This is a genomic window from Saccharomonospora sp. NPDC046836 (genome assembly GCF_040645195.1).
In the GTDB taxonomy this organism is placed as follows: domain Bacteria; phylum Actinomycetota; class Actinomycetes; order Mycobacteriales; family Pseudonocardiaceae; genus Prauserella_A.
This window is the reverse complement of record NZ_JBEYXW010000002.1, coordinates 344748-369428: the sequence shown is the minus strand read 5'-3', so window position 1 is coordinate 369428 and position 24681 is coordinate 344748. Positions and strand designations below refer to the sequence as shown.

Sequence of the window (24681 nt, the reverse complement as noted above, 5' to 3'; positions counted from 1 at the left end):
AGCCCCGCATCAGGATTGGCGGGCGAGCATGATCCGCTTGACGGTCCTGGCGGCTTCCGCGCCGCGCTCGCCGAGGGGCGGGCTCGCCGAGTTCTCCGCCAGTCCCCTGGCGAGGGTGGCGACGGCGTCGGCGAGCAGCTCCACGTCGTCGCGGACACCCCGCAGCTGGTCGGCCAGCCCCGGCTCGGCCGGCAGCGGGGTGGCCGGCAGCTGCGCGCCGGTGAACAGCTCGCGCAGGTCCTTCGGCAACTGGTCCAGCGCATGGTCGAGGGCCCCGGTCGAAAGCAGCTCCCGCATTCCCGTGGTCACGCCTCCGATCACCTGCCGCACATCGGCGCGGCGCACAGTGGCCTCGGTCGAGACTCGCGTGATGCACTCCTCGACGCTGAAACGCTGTGGCTGCTTGCTCGGGACCCAGCCGTCGTAGAAGGTGCCGCGCAACAGTTCCGGTAGCTGGGCGGCGAAATGCGCGGCCGCCTCGACGGTGAGCCGGTCACGCAGGACATGCAGCCAGGCGCGCAGTACCCGGTAGGTGAACCGGCGGTCCCGGGTGCCCAGCGCCTGTGCCACGGTCGCCAGCCACTCGCACGCGGTGTTGTAGGTACGGGCGAACGGGTCGTCGTGATGTGTCATGTGGTCCTCCCGGTGGAGCCGAAATGGGCGAGGAACCAGTCCCGGGCCAGCCGCGCGGCGTGGTCGAGGGTTCCTGGTTCCTCGAAAAGGTGGCTGGCACCCGGAACCACGGCGAGCTGCTTCTCGCAGCGCAGCCGTTGTGCGGCAGCGCGGTTGAGCTCCAGCACGAACGAGTCGTTGCCGCCGACGATGAGCAGGGTCGCCGCGCGTACCCGGTGCAGCACCTCGGTGGCGAGGTCCGGCCTGCCGCCACGGGAGACGATCGCGGCGATACCGGCGGCGGAGTCGGCAGCCGCCCACAACGCCGCCGCGGCACCGGTACTGGCGCCGAAGTACCCGAGCCCGGCCTCCCGGCAGCCGGGCTGGGAGCTCAACCAGACGGTCGCGTCGCGCAGCCTCCCGGCGAGCAACTGGATGTCGAAGACGAGCCTGCGGTCGACCTCCTCGTGGCGGGTGAGCAGATCGAACAGCAGCGTGCCGAGACCGGCGTCATGGAGTATTCCGGCGACGTGCCGGTTGCGGGGGCTGTGCCGGCTGCTGCCACTTCCGTGCGCGAACACCACGATCCCTGGCGAGTGTTCCGGGATGGTGAGGTGTCCGGCGAGCGGTATCCGGCCCGCGAGGACCTCGACCTCCTCGTCACGGGCGGACGGATCGGACCGCGCGGGTCGCACGGAACCGGGTTCCCCTGCGTTGTGCAGGAGTTCGAGCACCTCGTCGTCGGTGACCTGCTGGAAGTCCTCGTACCACTGGCCGACCGCGTGGAACCAGGACGGGGTTTCCAGGCACACCACGCTGTCGGCTTCCCGCCGCAGCGCAGCGACAGCCCGCGGCGCCCCGACGGGCAGCGCGAGAACGACCCGCTTTGCGCCCTCCGCCCTGGCCACCCGGCAGGCCGCGCGCGCCGTGGAGCCGGTGGCGACGCCGTCGTCGACGATGAGCGCGATGCGGCCCCGCAACGGGATGCGGGCCCGGCCGCCCCGGAAGTGGCGGGCGCGCCGTTCGAGCTCGGTGCGTTCGGTGGCCTCGATGCCGGCGAGTTCGGCCGGGGTCACCTGACAGGCCCGCATGACCTCCGGATCGATGACGCGAACACCGTCCTCACCGATCGCGCCCATCGCGAGCTCCGGCTGGTAGGGAACGCCCAGTTTCCGCACCACGATGACGTCCAGCGGCGCCTGCAGTGCCCGTGCGATCTCGCCTGCGACCGCCACCCCGCCACGGGGCAGGCCCAGCACCACCACGTCCTGACCGCGCAGCTCCGCCAGCCGTCCGGCGAGCCGCCGCCCGGCATCGGCGCGATCCACGAAGGGCACGACGTCAGCGTCCCGCGGCGCCACCCGGTGCGAGCCAGTGTCGAAGGTCCCGCCGGTGCAGGACCAACGCAGGCAGCTTCGGCCCGGGTCCGGCTCCTAGCGTCGTGGCCATGGTCGTCGGGCGAGACGAGTAGTGGAGAAACGCGATGGATGCCAGGGACATCATGACCCGGCCGGTGATGACGGTGCACCCCGACACCCTGATCCGGGACGCGATCGCGGCGCTCGTGGAGCACGGTTTCGCGGCGCTGCCGGTGGTCGACTCCGAAGATCGGGTGCTCGGCATCTTCAGCGAGGCCGATGCCCTGCGCAGTGCCGCAGGCCTGTCGGCCGAGGCGGCCGTGGGCTCGATGATGACCACACCGGTCGAGGTCGTCGACGCCGACACGGATGTGGCCCGCATTGCCGAGCACATGCTCAGAGACCGGCGTCGCTGCGTGCCGGTGGTCTATGACGGTGTGCTGATCGGTGTGATCAGCCGCAGGGACCTGCTGCGCTCGCTGGTACGGCAGGACGACACGATCGCCGCCGCACTGCGTGCCGTGCTGGCCGAGTACGCCGGGCCACGGCGACGGTGGTCGGTGAACGTCGTGGGCGGCGTCGCCGCCATTCGCGGTGAGTTCACCGATGCGGCGGAGCGGCAGACGATCGAGGCATTGGCCAGGACCGTGCCGGGTGTCAGCAGTGCCGAGGTCTCCAGCGTGAAGGCGGAGGTCTGACGGCGGCGTTCACCGCCCGGCCCCTGCGGGGTGACCTTCCAGCCGTGCGACCCGCACCCGTAACCCGTTGCGGAACGCCTCCAGCATTGCGAGCGCTCCGCTGGTGTAGGGAAACCCGGCAGGCTCGTCCCTTCGGTTGAGCGGTTTCGCCAGCCCGATCGCGACGATCGTCCAGCTGCTGTCGCCGTCCGGGTCCGGGTGGGTGAACTCGACGGTGACCGGCCTTCCGGCGGCGGCACGTAACAGCGTGCGGTCCTCGCCGGTCGGGATGAGGACGTCGCCATCCGTCTGCACGAAGCAGACCAGCGGGACCGGACGGTTCCCGTCGACCGACAGTAGTCCCACCCGGCCGCGGTCCGGCGCGGCGACCAGCCTGACGCAGTCCTCGTGACTCAGCGAGGTAACCGTCATCGCCGACCCCCTCTGCCCATGCGCGAACAGCGTCTACTGTGGCGAGTCACTGTGGACGGTGGTCGCCGGCAGGCTCCGCTGTCCCCAGCGTCCTCGGCCGGAAACCTGGTGGGAAGGGGCGAAAGTCCCCGCTGTGCCGGTCACCCAGCCCTGTCACGGCAGGGCGGCGGTTCGTAGTTTGTTGGCCCATGACGGCGTTGCACACCGATCTGTACGAGATCCGGATGGCGGTGAGCTACCTGCGCCGTGGCATGACCGAGCCCGCCACGTTCAGCCTGTTCGCCCGCACCCTGCCCCACGATCGCGGTTTTCTGGTGGCCGCCGGGCTCGCGGACTGTCTCACTTTCCTCGAGCGGTTCGGCTTCGCCGACGACGAACTGGCCTACCTCCGCGACCATCTCGGTATGGCCCGGGCCGATCTCGACGCGCTCGCCCGGCTGCGGTTCGACGGTGACGTCTGGGCGGTCCCCGAGGGACGTGTGGTGTTCGCGGGCGAGCCGCTACTGGAGGTCACCGCCCCGCTGCCGCAGGCACAACTCGTGGAAACGGCGCTGCTGAACTTCGTCACGTTCCAGTCGCTGGTGGCGACGAAGGCCGCGCGGTGCCGGATCGCCGCGCCGGATGCCGAGCTGATCGACTTCGCGGCACGCCGCGCCCACGGTCTCGGCGCGGCGCTCGCGGTGGCGCGTGCGGCGGCCGTGGTGGGCTTCGCAGGTACGAGTAACGTCGCGGCCGCGCGCGAGTTCGGCCTGACGCCGCTCGGCACGATGGCGCATTCCTATGTGCAGGCCTTTCCCAGTGAGGCCGCCTCGTTCACCGCCTTCGCCGAGGACTTTCCGGACAACGCGGTGTTCCTCGTCGACACCTACGACACGGTGGGCGGGGTACGGGCGGCCATCGAGGTGGCCGGGAAGCTCGCACTGCCCGATGACAGGGTCGGCATCCGCCTCGACTCCGGTGACCTGTCCGAACTCGCCCACGCGGCGCGGCGGCTGCTGGATGCGGCGGGCCTGCGCCGGGCGCGGATCGTGGCCAGCGGCGGGCTGGACGAGCACGAGCTCGCCGCGCTGGTCGCTTCCGGCGCGCCCATCGACTCCTACGGAGTGGGAACCAGGTTCGGGGTGTCGGCCGACGCGCCATCGTTGGACAGCGCGTACAAACTCGTCGAGTACGCCGGACGGCCGGTCCGCAAGCTCTCGCCCGGCAAAGTCAGCGTACCGGGTGCGAAGCAGGTCTACCGGCGCGCGCCCGGCGAGCCGGATATGCTGGCGTTACGGCAGGAGGCGCCGCCACCGCGCGCGGAACCGTTACTGGCGAGGGTGATGCACGGTGGCAGGCGTGCGCATCCCGCGGAGACCAGGGAGAAGGTCAGCGAGGCGCGGGACAGGTTCGACCACGACCTGGCCTGGCTTCCCCGTGCGGTGTGCCGGCTGCGGGCGCCGGACACCGTGCCCGTCCGGCACTCCGCCGCGCTGCTCGCTCTGTCCGAGCGGCCGACGGGTGTCCGAAGTGGACCAGATCGCGGCCCGTCTCACAGCTTGTAGCCCATCGTGCGCAGGAACGCCCTTCGTTCGGCCTGATCGGCCTCCGTCTCGACGCCCAGCGGCGTCGCGCCGTCCACCACGCCGACAATGCCGCGCCCGAGCCCCGTCCCGGCGACCAGCACATCGACCTGGTTGGCTGTCGCGCAGAAGATCGTGCACACCTCGGGTACCGCCTTGAGTGCGGTGAGCACGTTGAGTGGATAACCCTCGCGCAGGAACACCAGGAACGAATGTCCCGCACCGATCGCCTGTGCGTTCTTGACCGCCAGCGCGGTCAGGTCGGAATCGTTGCCCGAATGCCGGACCAGGCGTGGTCCTGACGCCTCACAGAAGGCCAGTCCGAAGCGTAGGTGCGGGCTGGTGCCGGCGAGTGCCTCGTGCAGATCCTCCACCGTCTTGACGAAGTGGGTCTGGCCGATGATGACGTTGAGCCCGTTGGGCTTGTCGACCCTGATCGCCGTGAATGCCATGCGCGGCAGTGTGCTCGCGGTCCTCGCGCGTCGTGAGTGTCGAAGGTCCCGTGCGCAGGGGCACCTCGGCCCTCACCGCGGCGCGGCACGCTGCCGCAGCGGGTAGCGGAGTTGGGCGAGCACACTCAGCAGTGGCGCATTCCCGGTCCCGGCGCCGGGATAGATCGTGAGGTCGCGCTCCGCGCTCAGCTCGGTGAGTATGCGCTGCAGCTGATCGACGGGCCGCGCACCGGCGATGCGATCGCGGCCACCGAAACCGCAACCGGTCGGGCACGCCCCCGCCAGTGCGGGATGCGCATGCGCGGGAAGCCCGCCACGGAAGACACCCGGCGTCGACAGGTCGTGGCCGGACAACAGCACGGCGTAGCCGCCGCCGACACAGAAGCCGAGCACACCGATCCTGCCGGTGCACGCCGAATGCGTGCGCAGCCATGCGCGGACGGTCTCGATGTCGTCGAACGTCCGGCCCTGGCGCGCGCCGAGCTCGCGCATGATCGCACGCAGGCACCGCAGGCGGCCGCCCCAGTAGTAGAGGTCCGGTGCGGCGGCAAGGAAACCGTTGCCCGCCAGCCAGTCTGCGTGGGCGCGCAGGTCACGGGTCATGCCGGTGAAGTCGTGGACCACCACGACGCCCGGCCACGGTCCCGCACCGGACGGTGTCGCGACGTAGGTCGGCATGTGGCCGTAGCCCGTCACGAGGTCGATATCGGACATGCACTCAGTCGACCCGGCGAATGCCCTGGGTAACCAGGAGCCAACGCCCCGTGCAAATAGGGCCGAAGTGCCCGCGCGGGCGTGACGCCCACACTTTCACGCGATCAGTCCGGCTCCCGTGCCGGCAGCGGCGCGGTCCACCGCACCTGCGTGCCCTTGCCGGGACTGCTCGTGATGACGCCTTCACCGCCGCAGGTCCTTGCTCGTTGCTCCAGGTTGGACAGCCCGCTGCGACGTGCCGTCTCGGGAACGCCGACACCGTTGTCGCTGACGGTGATGACCAGCTGGTCGGCGGCTTCCACATCGACCCGGATGTCGGTGGCGTTGGCGTGCCGGATGGCGTTGCTCAGACTTTCCCTGACCACGGCCTCGACGTGTTCGCCCATGGTGGCAGGCACCACGCTGTCCACCGCGCCGTCGATGCGGATCGTCGGCGCGACCGTGCTGCTCGCGGACAGTTCGGCGATGATGTCCAGCAGCCTGCGACGCAGGCTGTGCGGCCGGCGTTCGTTGGCGGCGTGCAGATCGAACACCGAGGTGCGGATCTCCCTGGCCACCTCGTCGAGCTTCTCGACCGCGTCCCGGATGCGCTCGCGTGACTTGGGATCGGAGATGCGCCGCAGTGTGCCTTCCAGGCTCATGCCTGTCGCGAACAGCCGCTGGATGACGTGGTCGTGCAGGCTCTGCGCGATGCGGTCGCGATCGGCGAGCAACGCGAGCTGCCGCTCGTTGTCCTGTTTGTCGGCGAACTCGAGGGCGACCATGGCCTGCGCGGCCAGTGAGGACAGCATCGACACCTGCTGCTCGGTGAACTGCTCGCTGCCTTTCTCCCTGATGGCGAGCAGGACACCACTCGTGCGTGTGGCTGTGCGCAGCGGCGCGACCACAGCGGGGCCGAACTCGTCGCCGATGAGCGGCGCGTTCGCCCGGGACAGCTGGGCGAGGTCGGGGATGATCTTCGGCTCCCCGGTGCGTGCCACATCGCCCACCACACGGTCGGTCGACGCAACAGTGACCCCGAGCAACCGTTCCAGCCCGCCACCCGTGACGGCGCCGACCGACAGCGTCGCCTGATCCGGACTCGTGAGCAGGACGAGTGCCGCACCGGCGTCGGCGAGGTCCTTCGCCGATGCCGCGATCGCCTGCAGCGCATCCCCGGTCGAGGCGCCGGCGAGCAGTGTGGTGTTGATGCTGGAGATCGCGCCGAGCCAGCGTTCCCGCATTCTGGAATGCTCGAACAGGCGCGCGTTCTCCACGGCAGCGCCAGCGGCGGCGGCCAGGGAACGCAGGACGATCTCGTCGTCGACGCTGAACTCCCCGCCACCTTTTTTCTCGGTCAGATAGAGATTGCCGAAAACGTGGTCGCGCACCCGCACGGGAACCCCGAGGAAGTTCCGCATGGGCGGATGGTTCGGCGGAAAGCCGACCGAGGTGGGGTGCTGCGTGATGTCGGGCAGCCGGATGGGACGCGGTTCCTTGATGAGCAAGCCGAGAACGCCGTGGCCTTCGGGCAGATGGCCCATCCGTGCGCGGGTTTCCGGGTCGATCCCGTCGTAGACGAACTCCGCCAGGCCTTCCCCAGTGGCATCGAGGACACCGAGTGCGCCATAGCGGGCGTCGACGAGTTGTACTGCCGCATGCACGATACGTTGCAAGGTCGAATGCAGTTCCAGTCCGGTTCCCACGGCGAGGACGGCGTCGAGAAGTTCCTGCAGCCGGTCCCGCGTATGCGCGATCTCCGCGAGTCTCTGCTGGACTCCGGCGAGCAGTTCATCCAGTTTCAGTCCGGTCAACTCGCGGCTCACCGGTTGGTACCCCGGGGCCTGCTGAGACGGTGTCGAGTCAGTTTCCACCACGCCAACGCCTGCCTTATCAGTCCAGGGAATGTGGCTCCGGCTCGAGCCCTCACTTGCCAGGGACTGGGGCGCTAACGAAACTAGTCGGCATAGTGCCGATCGGCAACCTTGACCAGGGTGGACGTGGTTGTGGCCTGCTCAGGCGCGATGGTGGCGCGGCCCGTGCGGCACGGTCTGGCCGGGCTTGCCGGCGACGATGTCGTGTGCGAGGTCGTGGATGCGCTGGTTGGTGTTGCGGGCGTGCCGGCGTAGCCGTTGAAACGCCTCGTCGACAGTGCAGTCCTGTTGCGCCGCCAGTATCCCCTTGGCCTGCTCGATCACGATCCTGGTGTCGAGCGCTGTCTGTAACTGCTGCGCGAGCGCGCTACTTCGGGTCAGCTCACGGCGGTGCGCAAGGCCAACGGCAGCAGCGTCCACTAACGCCTGGCCGACGCCCTGTACCGCGGTCGGCAGCGGTCCACGATCGGTGCTGAACAGGCTCAGCGTTCCGATCATCTCCTCGCGCAGGCGGACGGGAAGTGTGTGCCATGCCGCGTATCCCGCCTGGGTGGCTGCCGCCAACGCCGGTGTGCGGTGCGTTTCCGCGGCCAGGTCGGGCACGGTCACCGCGACGCCTTTGGTGAAGCAGTCCATCGCGGGGCCGTCCGTGTCCTCGGCGTGCAGGTCGAGTACGGCGCGGGCCTCGTCGCTCGATGCGGCCACCGGGCGCAACGGCGGCTCCGGGTAGGCGAGCAGGAGCGCGGCGGCCTGAACCCCCAGCAGGTCAAGGCACCGCGCAGTGAGCTTCTCGGCGTACCGGGCCACATCGACGTCCGAAACCGCCGTATCGACGAGCGCGATCATCGCACTCGCGATGCTGGCGGCCGAAAGCTGGCCTGTGCGCATCATTTCCTCCCCACGTCCGATTCCCCTGCCGTGAGGTCGGGTCTCACCGAACACCCGTTACGTGCATGAGTGCAGGTTCACCGGCCTGGCACAACGGTGAGTGCACGATCTCCGACAGAAGGCACGTGAAAGTACCCACTTCCTAACCAATTATTCGCAACCACAGGGATTTCGCGATTTTTGGGGGCCCGCGTTGACCGTTCCGGGACAGCGTCGTATGTTCGGGATGCCGCTCGAGACCCCGGCAGCACCGCCTGAGACCGGTGCTCCGGCGCGGTCGCACAGGGCGGTATCTGGGAAGCGAATCTTCGGTCGGCAATACCCTCCGCACCACTCGGTGCGGGTCCCCATGCGCCGCCCGGAAATGGCGGGTCCGCCATCGCCGGGGAGGGTACGACTCGACCGTAATGCCCACATCACAGACATCAGGTGCCGCGGCGGGGGCGGCACCTGATCATTGTGACGGTACGAGATTTATTTTCCCGGTTTCTCCAGCCCAGCCGTGCCTTTTCGGCATTGTGCTGGGCGGCCGGGTGGAGGTTCTAGTCAGTGAGACGGGCGGACAACGGCCTACCTAGACGCGGAAATGGCTTGGTGATCGTGTTGTGCTCAGTGCTGCTCGCAGCCTGTTCGGCTGCGGTGGAGCAGCGGCAGCCGCAGCCGATGACGGCCGGGCCCTACGTCTACGTGGGATCGGCGGACACGGGTATGACAGCGGCACTGACGGCCGCCCCCGTGAACCGCTTCGTGCTGGCGTTCCTGCTGGCAGGCGAGACGCCGTGCACACCGACGTGGAACTCGCAGCGTGCTGTCGATGATCCGGCACTGCTGGCCGAGATCGACCGGGTGCGGGCTGCCGGCAGCGCGGTGACTGTGGCCACCGGCGGGGCGAGCGGCACCTATCTGGAGAACACCTGTGGGAGCGCGGCGGAGCTCGCTGCGGCGTATCGGACCGCGCTGAGTGCTACGGGTGCGGACCGGCTCGATCTCGACATCGAAGCGGAGATCCCGGTCGACATGGTCGCGGACGCGCTGGCCGCGGTTCACGCGGACGGCATAGGGATCACCACGACGGTGGAGGTCCTCGATGCGCAGCGCGGGTTGACGCGTGAGGCCACCACCATGGTGCGCGCCCTCGCCGCGCGCGGTGTCGACGTCATCGTCAACGCGATGATCATGAACTTCCCGGAAGGCCAGGACTGGCAGGCATCACTGCTGCAGGCAGCGGAGTCGGTGACGGGTCAGATCGCGCAGATCTGGCCGGGGGACGGCCGCGACACGGCGTACCGCCGGCTCGGGCTGACCTTCATGGCCGGGCGTAACGACACCGGTCCGGTCACGACTCTGCATGACGCGCGCGCCCTGCGGGAGTACGCCGGCCGCAACGCCATCGGGTTTCTCGGTTTCTGGTCGCTCGGCCGCGACACCGGCCGCTGTGCCGGCGCGGCGACGGCCCAGAACCACTGCAGCGGTGTGGCGCAGCAGCGTTACGCCTTCACGGCGGCACTGGTGTGACAACCACTGCCGCCATCGAAATGTGTACGGACAGGAGATCATTGTGGACCAGGACAGGCAGTTGACGCGTCTGGGAGAGCCGGACTCGACACGGCCCGTATTCTTCGACCCGCGTGGCCGCCGTCGGATCTGGGTCCGGTTGACCGCCGGCGTGACCGGCAGCGGTGGTGTCGCGGCGATGGTCCTTTGCGGCATGTTGCTCGCCGAGCAGCCCGCCACGGTGTTCTCGCCCCAGACAGGCCCGGAAAGACAGGCGGCCCGTCCGGCACCCGGCGATGCGGAAGTGCCGCAGGCCGACTCGTCGCCGCAAGGCGGCACATCGGACGGGCCGCGATTCGGCTCGGACGTCAATCGCGCCGCGGAGATCTACGCGAACGGCCCCGCGGCCGTACCGAAACGACCGGTGCCGCCCGCGAATCAGTCCACAACGAACCGTGGGCTGCTCGGTGACGAACAAGGCGAAGCGCCGCGGACGCGGCAGCCGCGACCTGTCGTGCCCGTTGAACCGCAGCCGCGACCGCCTGTGGAGCAACCACCCACGAGCCCTCCGAGCAATGAACCGACAAGCCCGCCGACCGACCCGCCGAGCAACGAACCGACGACCCCGCCGACCGACCCGCCGAGCAACGAACCGACGACCCCGCCGACCGACCCGCCGAGCAACGAACCGACGACCCCGCCCACCGACCCGCCGACAAGCCCACCGACGAACCAACCAACGAGCCCACCGACGGATTCGCCGCCGACGGATTCGCCGCCGAGCAACCAACCGACGAACCCACCGCCCAGCAACCCATTGCCAACGGATCCGCCGCCGACGAATCCGCCGCCGAGCAACGTGCCACCGACCAACCCGCCGACGAACCCACCGAGCAACCAACCAACGAACCCGCCGACGAACCAACCGCCCAGCAACCTGCTGCCGACCGATCCGCCGACCAACCCATCGCTCACCAACCCGCCGACGACAGATCCGTCGCTTCCGGCGAACCCGCCGCCTGGCGATCCGCCGACCCAGCCGCAGCCGCCGGCGGCCAGCAGGTTCGTGCCGGTGAGCCAGTCGGTGGTCGACGCAGTCGTCAACAACCTTTCCGTGCTCGGCAAGTAGCGGTGGTGGAATGCGAATCAAGGGATCATGGCTGGTCGCCACAATCATGGGCCTCGTGCTCGTCGGCATGCTCATCGTCGCGGGCTGGTCGAGCGCCGAAGTCGCCAACGAAGCCTCGGCGCGGGATCTGGTGGCAGCGGACCAGGTACCGGGCTCGGTTCACGGGGGCGGTTCCATCGTCGACACCACGGCCGATGAGGTCGTGTCGCGGGAGATACCCGACCGCACCATCGTTCTGACGTTCGATGACGGACCCGATCCGGAATGGACACCGCGCATACTCGAGGTGCTGCGAAAGCACGACGTGCCCGGCACGTTCTTCGTGCTCGGCGCCATGGCCGCACGCCACCCGGACCTGATTCGCCAGATCCGCGACGCAGGCTCCGAACTCGGCGTGCACACCTACACCCATCCTGACCTCGCGCACGTTCCGCAGTGGCGGTTGGAGCGCGAGCTCGATCAGTCCCAGCTGGCGCTGATCGGTGCCGCGGGAATCACCAGCCGGTTGTTCCGCCCGCCGTTCTCCTCGAGCGCGGCGGCACTGGACAACCCCGGATACGGCGTCGTCGAGGCGGTGGGGGATCGCGGTTACGTGAGCGTCTTCACCGACGCCGACAGCGATGACTGGCACAAGCCGGGTGTGGACGCGATCGTCCGCAACTCCGTTCCGGCGAACGGGGCCGGTGGGACCGTCCTCATGCACGACTCCGGTGGTGACCGGTCGCAGACGGTGGCGGCGCTGGAGGTGTTGATCCCGCGGCTGCAAGCGCAGGGCTACCGGTTCACGACGGTCAGTGGTGCTCTCGAACTGCCGCCGTCGAACCCGCCTGCGCCCGCGACCGACCGGCTGCCCGGCACGTTGCTGGTGGCGGTGGTCGGTGTCTCGATGACCATAGTCACAGGACTGAAAATGCTGCTGGTGGTCGTCGGGGTGCTCACAGCGCTGCGGTTGCTGATCATGGTGATCGCCGCGCGGGGCCATGCGCGGCAACGGCGCAGCAAGGACTGGAGCTGGGGCCCGCCGGTGACCGAGCCGGTCACGGTGATCGTGCCCGCCTACAACGAGGCGGCCAACATCGAGACCACCGTGCGCTCCGCGGTCGCCAGTACCCAGCGTGTCGAGGTCATCGTCGTCGACGATGGGTCCACAGACGACACAGCGGAGATCGTGGAACGGCTCGGCCTGCCGCAGGTGCGGGTGATCCGTCAGCCCAACGCCGGCAAGGCGGCGGCGCTCAACACCGGCATCGCCCACGCCAACAACGAGCTGATCGTCATGGTGGACGGTGACACCATGCTCGAGCCGGACACCGTGCGCGAGCTGGTGCAGCCGTTCGCCGACCCACAGGTCGGCGCCGTGGCCGGGAACGTCAAGATCGCCAACCGGGACACGTTCCTCACGCGGCTGCAGCACATCGAGTACGTCATCGGCTTCAACGTCGACCGGCGTGTGCACGACCGCACGCAGTCCATGGCGACGATTCCCGGCGCGGGTGGCGCTTTCCGTCGCCGGGTGCTCATCGAGGTGGGCGGGCTCAGCTCCGAGACTCTCGCCGAGGACACCGACCTCACACTGGCCATCGGGCGGGCGGGGTGGCGCATCGTGTACCAGGACACGGCCGTGACCTGGACCGAGGCACCCGCGACCGCGCGCCAGCTGTGGCAGCAGCGGTACCGATGGACATTCGGCACGATGCAGGCGATCTGGAAGCACCGGCGGGCGATCTTCCAGCGCGGTGCGAGCGGTCGTATCGGCAGGTTCGGCCTACTGCACGTCATCTCCTTCCAGATCGTGCTGCCGCTCAGCGCACCGGTGATCGACGTGTTCCTCATCTACGGGCTGGTCTTCCTGGATCCCGCGACCACGATCCTGTTGTGGTTGGTGATGCTCGTGATCCAGCTGGTCGGCGGTGCGTGCGCGTTCCATCTGGACGGGGAACGCAAGGGTGCACTGTGGCTGTTGCCGGCGCAGCAGCTGGTGTACCGCCAGCTCATGTACGTGGTGCTGCTGCAGTCGGTGACGGTCGCGCTGTCGGGGATGCGCATCCGCTGGCAGCGGATGCGCCGGGTCGGCGTGCTCCGCAACCGGCGCCTTCCGGCCAGCCGCACCGAAGCACGGGACGAGCGGACCGAGCGTACCGGGACGGCGACCCACGCGGAACCGGAGGAGCTGGCGCCGGTGGCGCAGGCCGCGTACGCGGAGCCGGAGCAGTCACCTGTCGACGCCGCGGATCCGTCGGCGCGGCGCGGGCCCAGGCACGCCGCGCGCAGGACGGTGGCAGCAGTCGCCGCGCCGGTGCGCGAGCGCTGGCTCGACGTGCTGCGGATGGCCGCCCTGGTGCGTGTCGTCATCTACCACACCACGGGCTGGGGCTGGCTGAGCCTGGCTTTCCCTGCGATGGGCGTGATGTTCGCCCTCGGTGGCTCGCTCACGGCACGCTCGATGGGCACCAGCCCAGCGGTGGACGTCATGGGCCGGCGTATTCGCCGCCTGCTGCCACCACTGTGGTTGCTCGCGGTGATCATGGTGCCGTTGATGCTGCTGCACGGCTGGAACACGATCGCGACCGACGAACACGACCGGTACGTCCTCAACGTGCCGGACCTGATGTTCTGGATCTTCCCGATTCTCGATCCGCCCGCCAACGACTGGGGGATCGGCCAGAACGCGGCCGTCGTGCTGTGGTATCTGCGCGCCTACATCTGGTTCGTCCTGCTCACACCGTTGCTGCTGCGGGCGTACAACCGGCGGCCGGTGCTGACCGTGCTCGCGCCGTTGGCGTTGCTCGCCGTCGACGCGCTGCTCGGAGCGAGGCTGGGGAGTGGCGGTCCGTTCTCGCATGGCGTGCAGGACTTCCTCACCTACGGGGCGTGCTGGGTACTCGGGTTCGCACACCGGGACGGCCGGCTGCGGCAGCTGCATCCGGCCGTGTTGTTCGCAGCCGCGGGAACGGCCATCGGCGTCGGCGTGGCCTGGCTGCTACAAGATCCGGTGGGGCGGGTTTCGCTCGACATCAACGACGTGTCGCTCGCACAAGGGCTGATCAGTACCGGCGCGGTGCTGCTGCTCCTGCGGGTGTCACCGTCGCTGGACTGGCTCGACCGCAGGGCCGCGCTCGGCTGGCTGGTCACGCTGTTCAATGCCAGGGCGATCACGATCTACCTCTGGCACAACATCGCGATCGATGTCGCGATTCCGGTAATGGGCTGGCTCGGTGTGCCGTACTCGACCGGGGCGCACCTGACGGTCGTGGCGGTGCTCGTGGGCCTCGCCGTGGTCGCCTTCGGCTGGGCCGAGGACATCGCCGCGAAACGGCGCATCCGGCTACTCCCCGGCCGGGTCCGAACGCGGGCACCTGCCGTGGAGCGGGTGCCGGCCTGAAGCCAGGTTCGAATAAGAGGTCGCGCGGATAGGGGTCTCGGATCAGCGGGCGGCGTCCAGGTGGATGAGATACAAGGCGGAGGACGGGTCGCAGGCGGGTCAGTTGTACTTGCCTTGTCCGACAACGCAGTAGCTCGCCGCCTGGGCGCTGCCCGCCCGAACGTTCCCTATCTGCGTGACCTCTAAGGGGGGGTGGCAGGCCGCCGACGTGCCAGTGGGCACGGAGGCGGCCTGTCGCCGTTCGGGGTTGGAGTCCATGAAGGACAGTAGTGGCGTTGGCCTCAGGCGAGTCAGGACCTCCGACTCTGCGCAGTGGCGGGCTCGTGCGCCGATGCTGACCGGCGGGCAAGCGGCGATGACGTGAGGAGTCATGATGGAACACGTCACGACCTGGAACGTCGAGATCATCATCGGCGAACAGGAGCGCAGCACCAGGGCCGAAGCCAGGCTGCGGACCAGCGCGGGCAGCATGCGCACCGGTGTCGGCAACGCCAGGAGGAATCCGCGTGACCGGGACGTGCCCGAGATCGGGGACGAGCTGGCGGTCGCACGTGCGCTGGCGGATCTGTCTCATCAGCTGATCGAGGCGACCGCCGAGGATATCGAGGCGATCACCCGGCGTCCCGCGCACCTGAGCGAGTAGGCCGTGTAGGGGCGCTCGGGCGGGACGGCGCCAGCGCCGCGAGCTCCAGCGCCCTGCTGAGGTCACCGGCGGAGACGATGCCGACGAGCGTGCCCTGCTCGCACACCAGCAGCAGGTCGCGACCGGGCCGGAGCACGATCTTGCTCACCACGTCGGTGAGTGGGTCGTCGGGTGCGGCCATCGTCACGGCGGGTGGGGTCCGGGAAATGTCGCAGACCCGGGTCGCCAGGCGCCTGTCCGCGGGCAGCTTCGCCACGTCGGCAAGGCTCACGACGCCCAGCGGCCTCCCCTCGAACGACAGCACGGGAAACGCCCGGTGCCGCGCGGAGGCGGCAACGTGGTCGAGGAAGGCGTCCACGGTCCACCAGCCGGGCGCGGTGACCGGCTCGGTGGTCATGACCGCGCGCACCGGGACGCCGTCGAGGAGCTGGTGCAGGCGCCCGCCGCTGAGTTCGGCCTGCGCGGCGACGATCAGGAACCAGCCGATGAGGCTCAGCCACAGGCCGCTCAGCCTGCCGGCCAGCAGCGCCTCGGCGAGCCCCAGCACGGCGAGGGCGACGCCGAGGACCTGCCCGCAGCGGGCGGCGACCGCGTTGGCGCGTACCCGGTCGCCTCCGCGTTTCCACACCAGCGCGCGCACTACCCGCCCGCCGTCGAGCGGCGCGCCGGGCAGCAGGTTGAACACACCGAGCACGATGTTGGTCAGCGCCAGCCAGAGCAGCCCGGCGAGCAGCAGCTCGGGCAGCCAGTGCTGGGTCAGCGCGACAATGCCCCAGCACACGCCGCCGATGCCGAGGCTGGCGGCGGGTCCGCCGGCGGCGATCACCAGATCGGCACGCGCGGTGGGCGGTTCGCTCTCGAGCTCCGCCACGCCACCGAGCAGCCACAGGGTGACCCGCCCCACGCGTACCCCGTAATGACGGGCCAGCAGCGCGTGCGCCAGCTCGTGCGCGAGCAGCGAGGCCAGCAGGCACAACGACGTCACGGTCGCGGCGACCCAGTACCAGCCCGGTGCCAGCCGCGGCACGGTCGCCGGCAGCACCTGCACCGCGAGGATCTGCGTGAAGAGGAAGACGGCGATCAGCACCGACCAGTGCACGGCCACGGCGATGCCGGCGATGCGTCCCAGTGGGATCGCGCTACGGAACATGGTGACCTCGGCTCGTCATTGCGATTCCTCCCAGATGACGGCCAGTGCCTGCACGAGTGCGTCGTCGGGTGTGCCGGCGGTCAGTACGCGATAGGTATCCGGCCACGGGTTCATCTCCGCGGTTCCGCCGAGTGGCCGGCCCGATGCCTTACCGGTGCGGTGCGCGAGCCGGTGCACGGTCGTCGCTGCCGGCGCCCAGCACTGCAGGGCAACGAGACGGCTGTGCGTGCGGGCCGCGACCACCCGCGCGGCAAGACGGTGCTCCGGGTGGCTCCAGGAGGCGTCCAGGATCACGGTCTCGCCGAGCCCGAGTCGCTCGCCGGCCTGGCGCAACAGCTCGGGGTACACGGCCACCGCCGGGACCGCCGCCGAACCGGCGAGCTGCGCCCGTACCCGGTCGGTGCTGAGCACGGTGGCGCCGAGCCGTAAACCGAGTGCGGTGCTGAGCGTCGACTTGCCGGATGCCGGTCCGCCACACACGAGGATCAGCCGGACCGCACCTGCCCGCAGGTGGTCCAGCGCCATCCGGGCCAGCTGGCGGGCAGGCCGGCGCGGGTCCGCGGCGAGTGACAGCGCGCGGTAGGCGAGGAAGTGGTGCCAGAGCGCCGGTGGTGCGGGATCGCCCGCGTACTCGGTGTAGGCCCCGACGAGCAGGGTGGCCAGGTCGGCGGCGCCGAGCTGTTCGAGATCGGCTGCCAGTAGCGCCACATCGTTGAGCCCGTCCAGCGAGCGGGCCCGCACACCGAGGTCGGGGCCGCCGAGCACCTGGAAGGTCTCGCCGGTCCGGAAGATGTTGTCCGCCAACAGATCGCCATGACCGTCGACGATGCGCCCCTCGGCGATTCTGCGGTCGAACAGGGCCGCCCGGCTGGTGAGGAACTCATCGATGAGCTTCTCGATCGTCACGAGCGTCTCGGCGCCGATGCTGGTGCGTGCCCGGTCGAGCGTTGCCCGCCACTGTGCGCGCATCACGTCCCGGGACCCTTGTGACGTAACGGCTTCACCGCGTGCCGCGACCGCATGGAACTCCGCGAGCTCGCGCGCCAGCAGGCGGATGCCGGTGGCGAGCGGCTCGCCCCGCCGGACCAGCGTCGTGAGCCGCTGCTCCTCGGGCATCCGCTGCATGACGACGAGGTGCTCGCACGGCTGCCCGGCGGGATCGGTCACCGTCGCCACACCGAGGTAGGTCCTGGGCGCCAGGCGCCGGCTGAGCTCGACCTCCTGGCGGCAGGACTGCTCGCGGCCCGCGCGCGTGGCGCTGTCACCGGCGGGCTTGTGCAGCTTGTACGCGCGGTCGCCGACCAGGAACACCACGCTGTGCTCGGTTTCGTGCACTGCCGCCCGCGCGGACGACCCGGTGGAGGGGCCGGGCGCGCTGGACTGGCCGGAGCCGGACATGCGCTCAGCCTGCCCCCGCCCGCGGCCCGCACACAGGGCCGGAAGTCCTTGCACACGAGGCCTTCCGCATCCGGCGGTCAGCCCAGTGATGAGGGTCCTGACCCTGGTCGCGCGTCCGTCGCCGCGACGGTGGCCTTTCGTCCATCGGCGCGCGGTTGTTCTTCCGTGCGCAGCACCTCGAGCACCGCGGCCCCGTCGACGGTCTCGCGTTCGACCAGTTCGTCGGCGAGCCGTTCCAGAGCCCTCCGGTGGCGGGTGAGCATGTCCACGGCGCGGTCCTCGGCATCGCGCAGCAGGCGCGCGACCTCCTCGTCGACCAGCCGCTGGGTCTGCTCGGAGTAGCGGCGTCGAAGCGGTTCGACCGCCCCGCCGGCGCCGGGCAGGTATCTCGGCTCGCCGGACTCGTAGCCGACCGGGCCGAGAGTCGGGGACAGCCCGAACTCGGTGACCATGCGGGTGGCCAGCTTTGTCGCACCGCTCAGGTCGTTGGCCGCGCCGGTGGACCCCTGGCCGAACACGACGAGCTCGGCGGCGCGTCCACCCAGCCGGACGGTGAGCAGGTCGTTGAGGTAGGACTCGTTGTAGAGGTGCCGCTCGGCCTCGGGCAGCTGCTCGGTGGCGCCGAGTGCGAGCCCAGCCGGCAGGATCGTCACACGGTCCACCGGGTCGGCGTGTTCACACAGAGCCGCGAGCAGGGCGTGCCCGGACTCGTGCACGGCGACCGAGCGCCGTTCCTCGGGCAGCAGTGCGTTGGAGGTTTCCCTGCGGCCGAGCAGTACCCGGTCGCGTGCGGCGCTGACGTCGTCAGGGCTGATGACGGTCCGGTTGTCCCGTACCGCGTTGATGGCCGCCTCGTTGATGACGTTGGCCAGATCGGCGCCGGAGAACCCGGGGGTGGCGCGCGCGAGCCGGTCCAGTTCCACGTCGGGGGACAGGTGTTTGCCGCGGGTGTGCACGTGCAGTATCGCGGCGCGCTCGGCCTGGTTCGGCAGCGGGATCGTCACCTGGCGGTCGAATCGTCCCGGCCGCAGCAGCGCGGGATCGAGCGCCTCAGGGCGGTTGGTCGCGGCGAGCACCACCACACCGCTGCTCTGGTCGAAACCGTCCATTTCGGCCAGTAGCTGGTTGAGTGTCTGCTCCCGTTCCTCGTTGCCGCCGGTGCCGCCGATGCCGCGGCGGCTGCCGACCGCGTCGAGCTCGTCGATGAAGATGATCGCCGGTGCCCGTTCCCTGGCGTCCTCGAACAGGTCGCGGACCCGGGATGCGCCGACGCCGACGAACATCTCGACGAACGCGGAGCCGTTGATGGCCAGGAACGGCACCCTGGCCTCGCCCGCGACCGCGCGGCCGAAGAGTGTCTTGCCGGTGCCGGGCGGGCCGACCATGATCACCCCGCGGGGCCCGACGGCGCCCGCGGCGGCGAACCGGCCTGGTGCGCGGAGGAAGTCGACGATCTCGCCGATCTCCTGCTTGACCCCGTCGTAGCCGGCGACGTCGGCGAACCGCGTCGTCGGACGCTCCGCCTCGATGATCTTCGCCTTGGACCGGCCGAACCCGCCGAGCGCGCCCGAGGCCAGCGAGCGCTGCGCCTGCCTGCCCGTCCACACGAAGAACCCGATCAGCAGCAGCAGTGGCAGGAAGGTCAGCAGGAGGGTGCCCCAGTTGCTGCCGGAGGCCTTCTTCGCCGATATCTGCACATTTTTGCTGCGCAGCAACGGTTCCAGCTGCGTGTTGTTCAGTGCGGTCGGAAGCTGGCTCGTGAACGCCGAACCGTTCTGCAGCCTGCCGTTGACCGAGCCGTCACTCTCGATGGTCACCGACTGCACCTGGTTGTTGGTGACGTCGTCGACGAACTGTGTGTAGGACAGCGACGCCACCGTGCCCGTGCGCAGGTTGGGCAGGAACAGCAGTCCGAGTGTGACCACGATGCCCAGCGGGAGCAGCCACCGCCGCCAGCGCGGCGGCGGTGGCTGCTCCCGCTGCGCCGGCGGCGGGTCAGGTGGTGGCCCGGGCTTCGCCATACGTGACATGGCTGCCTCCTCCCGCGCTCGGCCCGCCCCGGGCACCACTCAGCGTCACGCACCGAGGCCGGTGCTGTCGCGGGTCGAAAGTCCCTGACCGGCTGGGCAGAAGGGGCGGCGCCTTCCGGGTGGGCCGTTGGTCCCGCGCCGTGGGGCAGGGCGCCCCTACCGATGCGGTGCCGGCGTGGGATTGCGTCGAGGAGGTCAGGGATGTTGCTTCGACCAGGAAGTGGTGCACATGGCGTCGATCGTCCCGCGCGGTGGCTTGCTCCCCGACGTGTTCCAGTGGCTCGAATCGGAGTTCCCGTTCGGCCCGCGGATGCGGCTGGAGGACTACGTCGCCGACGACAAGTACGTGTTGCGTGCGGAACTGCCCGGCATGGACCCCGATCGTGACATCGCGATCACCGTCGAGAACGACGAGCTGACCATCCGTGCGCGGCGCGGTGAGGAGAAGAAGGAGAGCGGGCGCAGCGAGTTCCACTACGGCGCCTACAGCCGCACCGTCCGGCTTCCCGTCAACGCCGACCCGAGCAAGATCGAGGCCCGGTACGACAACGGAATTCTGGAGCTGACCGTCCCGCTCGCGAAGAGCGCGGAAAAGCGGGAGATCCGGGTCAATCGGGCGTGATCTCGTCCGAACCGGTTCTGGTGGGTGTGGACGGAACGGTGGCTGCGTTGCGTGCCACCGGCTGGGCGGCGCGGGAGGCCGCGCGCCGCCGGGTGCCGTTGCGTCTCGTGCTGGCCGAACCGGGGGAGCAGTGGGTCCGCGATGCGGCCGGCATCGCGCGGAGTGCGGCGCCGCAAGTACGGGTCGAGTATGCCGTGCACCGCGGGCGGGCGCGTGACGTGCTCGCGGCGGCGTCCTCCGGTGCGAGCCTGCTGGTGCTGGGCTCACGGAAGCGCAGTGGGCTGCGCCGGATCGATGTCGCGATGGTCGCGCACGCCCGCTGCCCGGTCGTGGTGGTGCCCGCGAGCGGGGATGCCGTCGACCACGGCCCGGTTGTTGTGGGAGTGAGCGGTTCGCCGGTGAGCGCGGACGCGGTGGGCTTCGCCTTCGCGGCCGCGGCTATGCGGGAGGTACCGCTGGCAGCCGTGTGGGCGTGGCAGGAGCTGGCGCCCTTCCACGGCTGGGGCGGCCCGTGGCCCCACGACACCGCCGATGCGGTGGCCCGGCAGCAGCGCAGGCGCCTGCACCGGGAACTGACCGGCTGGCGGGAGAAGTACCCCCACGTCGAGGTAGCGGAGTTCGCCGTGCACGCCAACCGGCCCGCGGCCGCGTTACTCGGCGCGGCAGGGCAGGCCCAGCTGATGGTCGTGGGGTCACACGGGCGCGGCAGCGTTGCGGGGCTGCTGCTCCGCTCGACGAGCCAGGCCCTCCTGGCGCACGCGCGCTGCCCCGTGGCCGTCGTCCGCGTTACCTGACAACGAGCGGAGGAAACCCGTGGCAGTCAACAGTGTTGCGGTGACCGAGCAGACGGTCACACCTGGCCCCGAGTACGCCGACGAGCTCGCCCGAGTGGATGCGTGGTGGCGCGCGGCCAACTACCTGTCGGTGGGACAGCTCTACCTGCTGGACAACCCCTTGCTCACCGAGCCGCTCGCACTGGAGCACATCAAACCGCGGCTGCTCGGCCATTGGGGCACCGTCCCGGGAATCACGCTCACCTACGCGCACCTCAACCGGATCATCATGCGCAGGTCGGCGAACGTGCTGCTGGTCGTGGGTCCCGGGCACGGCGCGGCGGGACTGAACGCGGCCACCTGGCTCGAAGGCACCTACTCCGAGTGCTACCCGGACATCGGGCGGGACGCCGACGGGATGCGGAGGCTGTTCCGGCAGTTCTCCTTCCCCGGCGGCGTGCCGAGCCACGCGGACCCGCACGTGCCCGGTTCCATTCACGAGGGCGGGGAGCTCGGGTACTCGCTGGCCCACGCGACCGGTGCGGCGCTGGACAATCCCGGGCTCGTGGTTGCCTGCATCGTGGGGGACGGCGAGGCCGAGACCGGCCCGCTGGCGACCAGCTGGCATGCGCCCGCGTTCCTGAACCCGGTCAGCGACGGCGTGGTGCTGCCGATCCTGCATCTCAACGGCTACAAGATCGCCAACCCGACGGTGCTGTCGCGGCTGCCACGCGACGACCTGCATGCGCTGCTGCGCGGTCACGGCTGGGAGCCCGTCGACGTCGAGGGCGGCGACCCCGCCGAGGTCCACGCGGCCTACGCCGCGGCGCTGGACGAGTGCTTCACGCGCATCGGCGAGCGCAGGCATCCGATGATCGTGCTGCGTACGCCGAAGGGCTGGACAGGTCCCGCCACGCTGCACGGTAAGCCGGTGGAGGGCAACTGGCGCTCGCACCAGGTGCCGCTGCCCGATGTGCGCACCGACCCGCAGCAGCTCGTGCAGCTGGAGGAGTGGATGCGGTCCTACAGACCGCACGAGCTGTTCGACACCGACGGCGCCCCGGTGCCCGGCATCCGGTCCTGGCATCCGCGCGCGGAGCTGCGGATGAGTGCGCACCCCATGGCACACGGCCTGACCCAGCGCGACCTGCGGCTGCCCGAGGTGTCCGCTCACGCGGTCACGGTGTCCGCGCCCGGCAGCGACGTCGCCGAAGCAACGCGTGCACTGGGCGACTACCTGCGCGCGACGCTGGTCCGCAACGCCGAGCACCATAACTTCCTGCTGTTCGCTCCCGACGAACACGCGTCCAATCGGCTCGACGCGGTCTTCGACGTCACCGGAAGGCGGTGGCTGTTGCCCAGCCACGCCGGTGACGACCACCTCGCCGCCGACGGTCGCGTGTTCGAGGTCCTGTCGGAGCACCTGTGCCAGGGCTGGCTGGAGGGGTACCTGCTCACCGGGCGGCACGGGCTGTTCTCGACCTACGAGGCGTTCGCCCACGTCGTCGACTCGATGGTCGCCCAGCACGCGAAGTGGCTGCACACCGCGGCCGGTGTGCCGTGGCGGCGACCGCTGCCCAGCCTGACCTACCTGCTCACCTCACACGTCTGGCGGCAGGATCACAACGGCGCCTCACACCAGGATCCAGGCTTCATCGACCACATCCTGAGCAAGCGCGCCGAGGTCGCGCGCGTCTACCTGCCGCCGGATGCCAACTGCCTGCTGCACGTCGCCGATCACTGCCTGCGTTCGCGGGGCCTGGTCAACGTCATCGTCGCGGGCAAGAACCCGGCGCCGCAGTACCTCGACAGCGATGCCGCGCGGGCACATTGCGTGCATGGGCTCGGGATCTGGGAGTGGGCCAGTACCGATGCCGCCGGTGGTACGGACGTGGTGCTGGCCTGCGCCGGGGACGTGCCGACGCAGGAGACCCTCGCCGCCGTGGGCGTGCTTCGCGACCTGGTGCCGGACCTGCGAATCCGGGTGGTCAACGTGGTCGACCTGACCCGGCTCGCCACGCCCGAGCGGCACCCGCACGGCATGAGCGAGCGTGCCTACTCGGCGGTTTTCACCAGTGACGCGCCGGTGATCTTCGCGTTCCACGGCTACCCGTGGCTGATCCACGAGCTGACCTACAACCGCCGCAACCACGATCACGTGCACGTCCACGGTTTCAGCGAGAACGGCACCACGACGACACCGTTCGACATGTGCGTGCTCAACGAGATCGACCGGTTCCACCTCGCGCTCGCCGCGCTGGAACGCGTTCCGCGCGTGGCAGGCAGGCTGGGCCACCTCCGGCAGCGGCTCCTCACCGAACTCGACCGCCACCACGACCACATCCGGCGCACCGGTGAGGACCTCCCGGAGATCCGCGGCTGGCGGTGGCGGTCCTGATGCGGGTGCTCACCCTCAATCCCGGGTCCTCCAGCGTCAAGCTGGCCGTCGTCGACGACGGCACCGCGACCGCGCAGCTCACCCGCGGCAGCTGGAGCGGAGCCCGGCTCGCCGAACTGGACACCTTCGCCGAGCGGCACGGCCCGGTGGATGCCGTCGCGGTGCGGATCGTGCACGGCGGCACGCGGACGGGATCGGTGCGGCTGGACGACACCGAGCTCACCGAGCTGGAACGCTGGACCCCGCTCGCGCCCCTGCACCAGCCGCGCTCGCTCACGCTGGCCCACCACGCCCGCAGCGCGCTGCCGGGCGTTGCGGTGATCGGCTGCTTCGACACTGCGTTCCACGCCGGGCTGCCGGCCAGGGCGGCGACCTACCCGCTGCCGCCCCGCTGGCGGCGGCAGTACGGGGTCCGGCGTTACGGGTTCCACGGCCTGTCACTGGCCTACGCCAGCAGGCAGGCAGCGCGGCTACTCGGCAGGCCGCCGGCCGAGCTCGGGCTGGTGTGCTGCCACCTCGGCGCCGGTGCCTCGGTGACCGCGGTCGAGGCCGGGCGCAGCGTCGACACCTCGATGGGGTTCACCCCGCTCGAGGGCGTGGCGATGGCGACCCGCTCGGGGTCGATCGATCCCGGCATCCTGCTGTACCTCATGCGCCATCACGGTCTTTCGGTGTCCGAAATAGACACCGAGCTCAACCGGCACTCCGGTCTGGCCGGGCTGTCCGGCACCGGCGGGGACATCCGTGACGTGCTCGCGGCCCGCGCACGCGGTGACGCCGATGCTGCGCTCGCACTGGAGGTGTACCTGCACCGGCTGCGCCGGGAGATCGCGGCGCAGGCGGTGTCGCTCGCCGTCGTCGACGCCGTGGTCTTCACCGGTGGGGTGGGGGAGCACCAGCCGTGGCTGCGTGCCGAGGTGTTCGCCGGTGCCCACTTCGGCATCGAGGTGGATCCGGTCCGCAACGTCGCGGGCGGCGACAGGGCAATCGGCGCCGGCGGTGGTGCGGAAGTCCTCGTCATCACCAGCCGTGAGGACCTTGAACTCGCGCGGGAGGCCGAGAAGGTGCTGGCGGGAACACCACTGGGTGCGCCTACCCCGTGATGCGGGCATTC

Annotated in this window: 20 protein-coding genes; 9 read left to right on the top strand and 11 right to left on the bottom strand. The window is 70.1% G+C overall.

Features of this window, described 5'->3' with window-relative positions:
* Positions 1-9: 9 nt before the first annotated feature.
* Entirely contained in the window at positions 10-633 is a 624-nt protein-coding gene (locus tag ABZ863_RS04810) for a DUF2267 domain-containing protein (protein ID WP_358531119.1), read from the bottom strand.
* The gene (locus tag ABZ863_RS04805) at positions 630-1949 is read right to left on the bottom strand and encodes a phosphoribosyltransferase (RefSeq protein WP_358531117.1); all 1320 of its coding nucleotides are present in this window, start codon (positions 1947-1949) and stop codon (positions 630-632) included. The genes ABZ863_RS04810 and ABZ863_RS04805 overlap by 4 nt, the downstream gene beginning before the upstream one ends.
* Before the next feature lie 146 nt (positions 1950-2095).
* Here ABZ863_RS04805 and ABZ863_RS04800 point away from each other — a divergent pair, with 146 nt between their 5' ends.
* Positions 2096-2668, top strand: coding sequence for a CBS domain-containing protein (locus ABZ863_RS04800; protein ID WP_358531115.1), 573 nt, complete (start codon positions 2096-2098; stop codon positions 2666-2668).
* Positions 2669-2677: 9 nt separating this feature from the next.
* Here the strand turns inward: ABZ863_RS04800 and ABZ863_RS04795 are convergent, their stop codons facing one another.
* Entirely contained in the window at positions 2678-3079 is a 402-nt protein-coding gene (locus ABZ863_RS04795) for a hypothetical protein (RefSeq protein WP_358531113.1), read from the bottom strand.
* Positions 3080-3267: 188 nt separating this feature from the next.
* Between ABZ863_RS04795 and ABZ863_RS04790 the strand changes: the two genes are divergently transcribed.
* Entirely contained in the window at positions 3268-4623 is a 1356-nt protein-coding gene (locus tag ABZ863_RS04790; RefSeq protein ID WP_358531111.1) for a nicotinate phosphoribosyltransferase, read from the top strand.
* Here ABZ863_RS04790 and ABZ863_RS04785 read toward each other — a convergent pair.
* The 4 genes from ABZ863_RS04785 to ABZ863_RS04770 all read right to left on the bottom strand — a co-directional run bounded on the left by ABZ863_RS04785 (position 4611) and on the right by ABZ863_RS04770 (position 8548).
* The gene (locus ABZ863_RS04785; protein ID WP_358531109.1) at positions 4611-5093 is read right to left on the bottom strand and encodes an adenosine-specific kinase; all 483 of its coding nucleotides are present in this window, start codon (positions 5091-5093) and stop codon (positions 4611-4613) included. The two genes, ABZ863_RS04790 and ABZ863_RS04785, sit on opposite strands and share 13 nt — an antisense overlap.
* 72 nt (positions 5094-5165) lie before the next feature.
* On the bottom strand, positions 5166-5807 hold the full coding sequence (locus ABZ863_RS04780; protein ID WP_358531107.1) for a dienelactone hydrolase family protein: 642 nt from the start codon (positions 5805-5807) through the stop codon (positions 5166-5168).
* Positions 5808-5911: 104 nt separating this feature from the next.
* Positions 5912-7612 (bottom strand): GAF domain-containing protein, encoded by a 1701-nt coding sequence (locus ABZ863_RS04775; RefSeq protein ID WP_358531105.1) that lies wholly within the window; start codon positions 7610-7612, stop codon positions 5912-5914.
* A gap of 189 nt (positions 7613-7801) precedes the next feature.
* On the bottom strand, positions 7802-8548 hold the full coding sequence (locus tag ABZ863_RS04770; protein ID WP_358531103.1) for a GAF and ANTAR domain-containing protein: 747 nt from the start codon (positions 8546-8548) through the stop codon (positions 7802-7804).
* Positions 8549-9142: 594 nt separating this feature from the next.
* Between ABZ863_RS04770 and ABZ863_RS04765 the strand changes: the two genes are divergently transcribed.
* Entirely contained in the window at positions 9143-10063 is a 921-nt protein-coding gene (locus tag ABZ863_RS04765) for a carbohydrate-binding protein CenC (protein WP_358531258.1), read from the top strand.
* A gap of 417 nt (positions 10064-10480) precedes the next feature.
* On the opposite strand, the gene ABZ863_RS04760 is transcribed toward ABZ863_RS04765, so the two are convergent.
* Positions 10481-11146, bottom strand: a complete 666-nt coding sequence (locus tag ABZ863_RS04760) for a hypothetical protein (protein WP_358531101.1) — start codon at positions 11144-11146, stop codon at positions 10481-10483.
* Between the two features lie 35 nt (positions 11147-11181).
* Between ABZ863_RS04760 and ABZ863_RS04755 the strand changes: the two genes are divergently transcribed.
* Positions 11182-14553 carry a glycosyltransferase gene (locus ABZ863_RS04755; RefSeq protein ID WP_358531099.1) on the top strand — a complete coding sequence of 1124 codons (3372 nt, stop codon included), beginning with the start codon at positions 11182-11184 and terminating at the stop codon, positions 14551-14553.
* 373 nt (positions 14554-14926) lie between these two features.
* Complete coding sequence (locus ABZ863_RS04750) at positions 14927-15196, top strand: DUF1876 domain-containing protein (protein WP_358531097.1); 270 nt, start codon at positions 14927-14929, stop codon at positions 15194-15196.
* On the opposite strand, the gene ABZ863_RS04745 is transcribed toward ABZ863_RS04750, so the two are convergent.
* From ABZ863_RS04745 to ftsH, 3 genes are all read right to left on the bottom strand, one after another.
* Positions 15165-16346 carry a site-2 protease family protein gene (locus ABZ863_RS04745; protein WP_358531095.1) on the bottom strand — a complete coding sequence of 394 codons (1182 nt, stop codon included), beginning with the start codon at positions 16344-16346 and terminating at the stop codon, positions 15165-15167. The genes ABZ863_RS04750 and ABZ863_RS04745 overlap by 32 nt on opposite strands.
* A gap of 15 nt (positions 16347-16361) precedes the next feature.
* Complete coding sequence (locus ABZ863_RS04740; protein WP_358531093.1) at positions 16362-17744, bottom strand: AAA family ATPase; 1383 nt, start codon at positions 17742-17744, stop codon at positions 16362-16364.
* A gap of 77 nt (positions 17745-17821) precedes the next feature.
* On the bottom strand, positions 17822-19774 hold the full coding sequence (gene ftsH, locus ABZ863_RS04735) for an ATP-dependent zinc metalloprotease FtsH (RefSeq protein ID WP_358531092.1): 1953 nt from the start codon (positions 19772-19774) through the stop codon (positions 17822-17824).
* Between the two features lie 229 nt (positions 19775-20003).
* On the opposite strand from ftsH, the gene ABZ863_RS04730 reads away from it, so the two are divergent.
* Genes ABZ863_RS04730 through ABZ863_RS04715 form a run of 4 tightly spaced genes read left to right on the top strand, consistent with a single transcriptional unit; the run spans position 20004 to position 24670 of the window.
* Complete coding sequence (locus ABZ863_RS04730; protein ID WP_358531090.1) at positions 20004-20396, top strand: Hsp20/alpha crystallin family protein; 393 nt, start codon at positions 20004-20006, stop codon at positions 20394-20396.
* Positions 20393-21190, top strand: coding sequence for a universal stress protein (locus ABZ863_RS04725; RefSeq protein ID WP_358531088.1), 798 nt, complete (start codon positions 20393-20395; stop codon positions 21188-21190). Before ABZ863_RS04730 ends, ABZ863_RS04725 begins: the two co-directional genes overlap by 4 nt.
* 40 nt (positions 21191-21230) lie before the next feature.
* Entirely contained in the window at positions 21231-23567 is a 2337-nt protein-coding gene (locus ABZ863_RS04720; protein WP_358531086.1) for a phosphoketolase family protein, read from the top strand.
* Positions 23567-24670: an acetate/propionate family kinase gene (locus tag ABZ863_RS04715; RefSeq protein ID WP_358531085.1), complete on the top strand. Its 1104-nt coding sequence runs from the start codon at positions 23567-23569 to the stop codon at positions 24668-24670. The genes ABZ863_RS04720 and ABZ863_RS04715 overlap by 1 nt, the downstream gene beginning before the upstream one ends.
* Positions 24671-24681: the final 11 nt, after the last annotated feature.